General features: G+C 70.1%; 7 protein-coding genes. 5 read left to right on the top strand and 2 right to left on the bottom strand.

The features are described from left to right. From VKA86_09175 to VKA86_09185, 3 genes are all read left to right on the top strand, one after another. On the top strand, nt 1-807 hold an 807-nt coding region (locus tag VKA86_09175), incomplete at its 5' end, for a hypothetical protein (protein ID HKK71378.1). A gap of 364 nt (nt 808-1,171) precedes the next feature. Next, complete coding sequence (locus tag VKA86_09180; GenBank protein HKK71379.1) at nt 1,172-1,501, top strand: PadR family transcriptional regulator; 330 nt, start codon at nt 1,172-1,174, stop codon at nt 1,499-1,501. A gap of 24 nt (nt 1,502-1,525) precedes the next feature. Further along, on the top strand, nt 1,526-2,836 hold the full coding sequence (locus VKA86_09185) for an APC family permease (protein HKK71380.1): 1,311 nt from the start codon (nt 1,526-1,528) through the stop codon (nt 2,834-2,836). Nucleotides 2,837-2,924: 88 nt separating this feature from the next. On the opposite strand, the gene VKA86_09190 is transcribed toward VKA86_09185, so the two are convergent. Continuing rightward, on the bottom strand, nt 2,925-3,251 hold the full coding sequence (locus VKA86_09190; protein ID HKK71381.1) for a Rho termination factor N-terminal domain-containing protein: 327 nt from the start codon (nt 3,249-3,251) through the stop codon (nt 2,925-2,927). Nucleotides 3,252-3,362: 111 nt separating this feature from the next. Then, nucleotides 3,363-4,166, bottom strand: a complete 804-nt coding sequence (locus tag VKA86_09195) for a fumarylacetoacetate hydrolase family protein (protein HKK71382.1) — start codon at nt 4,164-4,166, stop codon at nt 3,363-3,365. Nucleotides 4,167-4,244: 78 nt separating this feature from the next. Between VKA86_09195 and VKA86_09200 the strand changes: the two genes are divergently transcribed. Beyond that, nucleotides 4,245-4,937 carry a GPP34 family phosphoprotein gene (locus VKA86_09200; GenBank protein HKK71383.1) on the top strand — a complete coding sequence of 231 codons (693 nt, stop codon included), beginning with the start codon at nt 4,245-4,247 and terminating at the stop codon, nt 4,935-4,937. Nucleotides 4,938-4,992: 55 nt separating this feature from the next. After that, the coding region (locus tag VKA86_09205; protein ID HKK71384.1) for a DUF72 domain-containing protein at nt 4,993-5,140 on the top strand (148 nt) is incomplete at its 3' end.

Raw genomic sequence — 5,140 nt, forward strand, 5'->3', positions numbered from 1 at the left:
CTGAACCTCCTGGGCTGGAGCACGGGAGAGTCGAAGGGCTATGTGTACCTCGCCCGCGAAGCCGACCGTCCGCGTTTCCTCCGGAACGTGAAGACCTTCCTGCCCGTCGACAGCGGGCTCCTCTCGACCGATCCGCAGGTCCAGCAGGGCCGGTGCGACGCGATCGCCGGGATCGAGGCCCTGCTCGACGGCGGCATCTTCGCCGACGACACCGGGGTGCTGGCACGGACCGCTGCCGGTCTCGCCGCGCAGGATCCGGACGGGGTCTCGCCCCTCGGCTTCGCGCCGCTGACCAACCTGCAGACGCTGCTGCTCGCCCAGTCGCAGACGGGGACGGTCTTCGGCACCGACCCGGCCTCGTTCCACCTCTTCGCCGGGACCTTCGACGCGACCGGTCTGCCCGACGGGTTCCGGTACGTCCCCGTGTCGACGGGAATCGAGTTCTACGCGTCGTGGGCTCCCTACGAGCCGTGGCTCACGAAACGCGACATCGCCCAGTACGACTGCCCGACGGTGGCGCCGGTGCTGCCGGCGGACTTCGGCGCGATCGAGGTGCCGATCCTGTACGTGGGTGCCGGTGGGGGCAACGGTGCGGTCGGCGAGGACCTGCAGGGCTTCGTCGGCAGTGACGACTTCCGCTCCCTGATCGTGTCGACCGACGCGAACCCCTTCCTCGACTTCGGGCACGCCGACCTGTTCAAGGCCGAGGACGCACGCGCGCTGTTCTGGCAGCCGGTTCTCGACTGGATCGAGGAGCACGCGGGACGTGGCGGTCGGGGTGGACGGGGTGCGCTGGCGACGCGCTGATCGTCCGATCGCTCGCGATGCTCGGAGTGGCGGCCCCGTCGCATGGACGGGGTCACCACGTCTTCCGGACACGAAGAAGGGCCGTCGCGGCTCCCGACCCGACGGCCCCGGGCGCGCACGATCCCCCGTCGCGGACATGACGTCCACGCGGTACCGGGACCAGGCACCCTTCGAGAGTACAGACGCACTTCGAGCCTGGACCGAACGCGGGCAGTACCGATTCATCCACCGGTGGACGTGTGAACGCACGAGTCGCTGGTACGGGGAGGGGCTGCCGGCGAGCAGCCCCTCTCTCTTGCACCGGCAGCGCGGCCGTGTTACGTCATCCGTAATCGGAATCCGTAACACGAGCCGAGGGTGCGCCGTGGACCCCGCCATCGTCCGCGAGATCCTGAGCAGCCTGTGGCGGATCCACATCCTCCACCACGCCGGCGAGCGCCCGGTGGTGGGTCACTGGATGCTCCGAGAACTGCGCGCGCACGGCTACGAGGTCAGCCCCGGCACGCTCTACCCCATGCTGCACCGCATGGAGGAGCGGGGCTGGCTGGAGTCCGAAGCCCAGGGAACCGGCAGCCGCGCGCCGCGGGCGTACTCGCTCACGCCGAAGGGCGCCGAGGTGCTGGCCACCGTCCGCGAGGCCCTGCACGAGTTGACGGCGGAACTCGACGGAACGGATTCCCGGCCTGCGCGGTGAACGGGTCGCACGAAAGGACCATCCATGAACGGCGCCGCTCCCGGCGAGGGATCCACGCCCCCTTCGCTCGCCCGCGTCGTCGGGCTATGGGGCGCGGTGTGGATGGGCCTGGGGTCCATTCTCGGGACCGGGGTCTTCGTCAGTCTGGGCATCGCCACCGGCGTGGTCGGGTCGGGGGTCGTGCTCGCCGTGGCGCTGGCCGCGCTGGTGGCCACGGCGAACGGGCTGTCGAGCGCGCAGCTCGCGGCGGCGCATCCGGTGAGCGGAGGGACCTACGAGTACGGGCATCGGCTCGTGCACCCGGTGGCGGGCTTCACGGCGGGGTGGATGTTCCTCGCCGCCAAGAGCGCGTCGGCGGCCACGGCCGCGCTGGGCTGCGCCGGTTACCTGCTGCACACGCTGGGACTGCCCGACACCGCAGGCGTGCGGGTCGTGGTCGGACTCGGGATCGTGCTCGTACTCACCGCCCTGATCGCCGGCGGCTTGCGGCGATCGAACCACGTGAACATCACGATCGTCACGCTCACGCTGGTCGCGCTGGCCTCGTTCGTGGTCTTCGGTTGGCTCGACGTCGCCGACGGCGGGTCCGCCCTGGCCTGGCCGGCGGTGGCGGACGCCCTGAACTCACCGGCGACCCTGCTGCAGGCGACCGCGCTCCTGTTCGTGGCCTACACCGGCTACGGGCGCATCGCCACGCTCGGCGAGGAGGTGCGCCGGCCGGACCGGACCATCCCGCGCGCCATCATCGTCACCCTCACGCTGTCGATGCTCCTGTACGTGTCGGTGGCCGCGACGGCCATCGCCGTGGTGGGTCCGGAGGTCTTCGCGGCCTCGACGCGCGAAGCGGCGGCGCCGCTCGAGGTGGTGGCCCGCTCCTTCGAGCAGCGGTGGGTGGCGATCCTGGTCGCGGTCGGCGCCGTGACGGCCATGGCGGGCGTGCTGCTGAACCTCCTGCTCGGCCTGTCGCGGGTGCTGCTCGCCATGGCACGACGGCGCGAGATGCCGTCGGCGCTCGACCGGGTGAGCGAGAGGACGAGCAGTCCCACCCGCGCGGTGTGGACGATCGGTGCGCTGATCGGTGCGCTGGTCCTGCTCGGCGACATCCGCACGACCTGGTCGTTCAGCGCCTTCACCGTGCTGGTCTACTACGGGCTCACGAACCTCGCGGCGCTCCGTCTGCCGCCCGAGGCGCGACGGTTCCCGCGGTGGATCGCCGTGAGCGGCCTGATCGCCTGCTTCGGCCTGGCGTTCTTCGTCGAGGTGACGGTGTGGCTGGCCGGAATCGGACTGATCGTGGTCGGGCTGGTGTGGAGGAATCGCGCCCTGGCGCGCTGAGCGGGTGGCGACGCCCTCGCTGTTGCGCGGACGTCGCGGCGCAGCGGGTCGGTGACACGCCGCGCGCGACGTCGTCCTGGCCCGCCGATCAGGTCATGTGGCGGCGCATGGTCCGCTTCAGGCGATGGATCTTGCGGCGGGCCTGCTTCAGCGCGGCGGAATCGCTGGCCTCGAGGGCCGCGTCGCGCTGCTGCTTGAGCTCCTTGATCTTCGACTTGATCGTCTTCTTGTCGATCCCGACCACCTCGTGGTGGACGGTCTCCTCGATCCCCAGCGCCTCGCTCAGGGCGTGGATCAGGTCGTCCTTGCGCATCTGCGAGTGCCCGACGACGGCCGGGTGGTCGATGCCCGAGGCGATCTCGCGCAGCTCGGCGACGGTCTTGCTCTTGAGGTCCTCATAGGTGATGTCGGCCATGTCTCCTCCGTGGTCGCGGAATCCGCGGCGTACGGCCCGCGGATGCTCTGAACAGGGTGGATTCGGAATCAGGCAGTCTATCACGGGCTCGATGGCCCGCGAACGCTCGTCTCAGCGCCAGTCGGGCAGCTCGTCGAGCGTCGGGCCGTCGACGACCGGATTCTCGAGCCGGCCCACGCCCTCGATCTCCACGCGCACCCTCTGGCCGGCCTCGAGCGGGCCGACACCTTCGGGCGTGCCGGTCAGCACCAGGTCGCCGGGCTCGAGCGTGAACACGCGCGAGATGTAGGCGAGGCAGGCGTCCACGGGGAACAGCATGTTCCGGCACGCGCCGTCCTGGCGGACTTCGTCGTCGACGAGCACGCGCACGGTCAGGTCCTCGATCGGCGGCGCGGCCTCGACGCGCACGATCTCGGGGCCGACGGGGCAGAAGGTGTCGAAGCCCTTGCCGCGGGCCCAGTTCTTGTCGCCGCGCTGCAGGTCGCGGGCGGTGACGTCGTTGGCCGGGACCAGGCCCCAGATCGCGCCGGCGGCCTCGCGGCGCGAGGCGGCGTGCAGTGGCCGGCCCACGACCACGCCCAGTTCGCCCTCGTGGTGTACCAGTTCGCTGAACGCACGCGGACGCACGATCGCCGCGCCCTCGGGAATCAGCGACGACGGCGGTTTCAGGAACAGGACCGGTTCGCCCTCGATCTCGTTGCCCAGCTCGCGGGCGTGGGCGGCGTAGTTGCGGCCGATGCACACGATCTTGCCCGGTCCCACGCAGGCGGCGCGGGGCAGATCGGGGTCGAGCAGGTCGCCCACCGTGCAGCGCCCGAAGACGTCGTCCACCGAGCGGATCTCGCCGCCCACGGCGGTGGCCCACACCGGTCCGGCGATGGGATCGACCACCCGGAACAGGCGCTGCGCGTGCATGGTGTCTTCCTTTCGTGGGATTGATCGTCCTTCGGGCCATTGCTAGAGTTCCGCGGACCCGATTCGTGGAGGACATTCGTGGCCGGTCGCTACCGTGGCAACCATCTCGCCCTGCACGAGGAGATCGTGCTCCTCGCCCTCGAAGATCGCAAGGGCACGTTCCAGTGGTCCATGCCCTCACCCGTGCTCGGCGGGGCGATCTTCGCCGACCTGCTCGTGAACGAGCGGGTCGAGATCCCCGACACCGACGAGAAGGATCCCCTGATCGACGTGGTCGACGACGAGCCGCTGGGCAATCCCGTGCTCGACGAGGCCCTCGAGCGCGTGGCCACCGCGAAACGGCGTGCCCGGCTCACGCACTGGGTCTCGCGTTTCGGCAACAAGCGGGGGGTTCCGCACGAGATCGCGCGTGAGCTGTGCCGGCGCGGGATCCTGCGCGAGGACGAGCAGTCCGTACTGTTCTTCTTCCGGCGTAGGGTGTTCCCCGAGGTGAATCCGGTGCCCGAACGCCGATTGAAGGCCCGGCTGGAGAAGGCCATCTTCGGGGAAGGAACCGTGGACGAGAACACGGCGGTGCTGATCGCCCTGGCGAACACGGCCGACGTCCTGAAACACGCCTTCGAGTCGCAGCGGCTGAAGCGGCGCAAGAAGCGCGTCGAGCGGATCACCGAGGACCAGCCCGTCGGGAAGGCGGCCAAGCAACTCGTCGACGCCGCAGTCGTCGCCCTGCTGACGACGGTGACCACGACCTCGATCGTGACCTCGTCCTGAGCCCGCGGATTGTCCCGGGCCGCCGGTTCCCGCCCCCGAGCCGGGGAGGACTTCCATGGCCCACGGCACGATCCGCATCGGCACCTCCGGGTGGAACTACGACCACTGGATCGGTCCGTTCTATCCCGACGGTCTTCCGAAGAAGCAGTGGCTGCACTTCTACGCCGACCGCTTCCATTCGGTCGAGGTGAACAACTCCTTCT

The organism is Candidatus Krumholzibacteriia bacterium, assembly GCA_035268685.1.
GTDB lineage: Bacteria > Krumholzibacteriota > Krumholzibacteriia > JAJRXK01 > JAJRXK01 > JAJRXK01.

Coding starts and splice junctions, on each gene's coding strand:
- VKA86_09185 (HKK71380.1), top strand. CDS start 1,526: ATGAACGGCGCCGCTCCCGGCGAGGGATCCACGCCCCCTTCGCTCGCC.
- VKA86_09190 (HKK71381.1), bottom strand. CDS start 3,251: ATGGCCGACATCACCTATGAGGACCTCAAGAGCAAGACCGTCGCCGAG.
- VKA86_09195 (HKK71382.1), bottom strand. CDS start 4,166: ATGCACGCGCAGCGCCTGTTCCGGGTGGTCGATCCCATCGCCGGACCG.